We start from the raw sequence: 2,010 nt of genomic DNA, 5'->3' as shown, positions 1-2,010 counted from the left end.
CGCTCGCCGTGGCGTTGCTTTGTGCGGGCGGCGGTGCGGCGTCGCCGCCGCCCGGCGTCAATCAGGCGGTGATCGACAGCGAGGCGCTGCCCCCGAAGCTGTCGGCGTTCGGGCTGTTCAGCGGAAACGACCCGAAGGCGCCGCTGGCGCGCATCGGCTATACGCTGCGCGCGCCGCTGTTCAGTGACTATACCGACAAGCATCGCTTCATCTCGATCCCCGCGGGCAAGAAGGCGAAGGTGCTGGACGATGGTGTGATCGATTTCCCGGTCGGCACCGTGCTGATCAAGAGTTTCGGCTGGAGCGACGTCAATGAAGGGCGCCCGGTCGAGACGCGGCTGCTGATCCGCCGCACGGCCGGCTGGGTCGCGCTGCCCTATATCTGGGATGCCGACGGCGGGGACGCGACGCTGGCGCTCGGCGGACGGCGCGTGCCCGCGACCTTCAAAAGTCCCGACGGCGATACGCATGATATCCGCTACGCCGTCCCGAACCGGAACCAGTGCAAGGAATGCCACAGCCTGAATGGCGAGATCGTGCCGATCGGGCCGAAGGCGCGGAACTTCATCCTTGCTCCCGCGGTCCCGGACAAGCTGCGCAGCGTCTATTTCGAAAACCCGGCTGCGCTGAAGCCGGTGATGCCCCAGTGGGACGATCCGAAGAGCGGCAGCGTGGCCGACCGCGCCCGCGCCTATCTCGACGTCAATTGCGCGCATTGCCACAACCCCGCGGGCAGCGCGTCGAACAGCGGATTGTTCCTGCGCTGGACCGACGACCCGGCGGGCGTGAACTATGGCATCGGCAAGCGGCCGACGGCGGCCGGGCGGGGCAGTGGCGGCATGGACTTCGCGATCGCGCCGGGCGATCCCGGCCGCAGCTTCCTGATCTATCGGCTTGAAAGCACCGACCCCGGGATCGCGATGCCCGAGGTCGGGCGGTCGACGGTGCACAAGGAAGGCGCGGCGCTGCTGCGGCAATGGATTGCGGAGATGCCGAAAGCGTCGCATTAGGCGGCGCCATGACTGATCAAGCGCCCCGGCTCGTCCTCCACGACTATTTCCGCTCGTCGGCCAGCTTTCGCGTCCGGATCGCGCTGAATCTCAAACGGCTCGCCTACGAGCGCGTCGAGGTCAGCCTGATCGCCGGCGAGCAGCGGAGCGACGCGTATCTGGAGCAGAATGCACAGGGTTTCGTGCCGATGCTCGTCGTCGATGGCGAGCCGATCATCCAGAGCATGGCGATCATCGACTGGGTCGACCGCGCCTTTCCCGAACCGCGGCTGATCCCGGAAGCGGCGATGCCGCGCGCGATCGCGCTGGCGCGGGCGCAGGTGATCGCAAGCGACATCCATCCGCTGGGCAATTTGCGTGTGCTCAAATATCTGACGAAGGACCTCGGACTCAACGAGCAGACCAAGGACCGCTGGATCGCGACGTGGATCGCGCAGGGGTTCGACGCGCTGGAGGCGATGGCCGGCGATGATCGGTATCTTGGCGGCGACGCGCCGGGGATCGCCGACTGCTGCCTCGTCCCGCAAATCTATAATGCGCGGCGGTTCGAGGTGCCGCTCGATGCCTATCCACGGCTCGTCGAGATCGACGCGGCGTGCATGGAGTTGGAAGCGTTTCAAAAGGCGCATCCCGATGCGGTGAAGCCGGCGTGATTCGCTTCATGACGGGGGTTTTCGCGCTGGTGTTGCCGGCAGCGGCGATGGCGCAAGACGAAGAATATGTGCCGGTATATGTCTGTTGCACACGCGATCCGGTAGAGATCGTCGTGACCGGATCGGGCGCGCTGACGCCGCCCGCGGGCGACGCGGTCGAGCAGCGGGTGTTGATCCGCGATCTCGAACCCGGCCTTGGCGCCCGCGTCGAGAACCGCCTGCGCGACGAGGCGGGCATCGTCCAGTTCCGCCGTTCCGATGGCCGCTCGGCGCACCCGACGAGCCAGGGCATCACGCTGCGCGGACTGGGCGGCAATGCGTCGAGCCGCGCGCTCGTCATGCTCGAC

Annotated in this window: 2 protein-coding genes and 1 pseudogene; all 3 read left to right on the top strand. The window is 67.0% G+C overall.

Features of this window, described 5'->3' with window-relative positions:
* Nucleotides 1-1,010: SO2930 family diheme c-type cytochrome (locus VN047_RS20145; RefSeq protein ID WP_414712739.1), on the top strand; the 1,010-nt coding region annotated here is incomplete at its 5' end.
* 8 nt (nucleotides 1,011-1,018) lie between these two features.
* Complete coding sequence (gene maiA, locus VN047_RS20140) at nucleotides 1,019-1,663, top strand: maleylacetoacetate isomerase (RefSeq protein WP_325545855.1); 645 nt, start codon at nucleotides 1,019-1,021, stop codon at nucleotides 1,661-1,663.
* A gap of 8 nt (nucleotides 1,664-1,671) precedes the next feature.
* Nucleotides 1,672-2,010, top strand: a pseudogene (locus VN047_RS20135) (TonB-dependent receptor); the annotation flags it as partial.

It is taken from the genome of Sphingopyxis sp. (assembly GCF_035565275.1).
Classification (GTDB): domain Bacteria; phylum Pseudomonadota; class Alphaproteobacteria; order Sphingomonadales; family Sphingomonadaceae; genus Sphingopyxis.
This window is presented reverse-complemented; position numbering and strand designations above follow the sequence as displayed.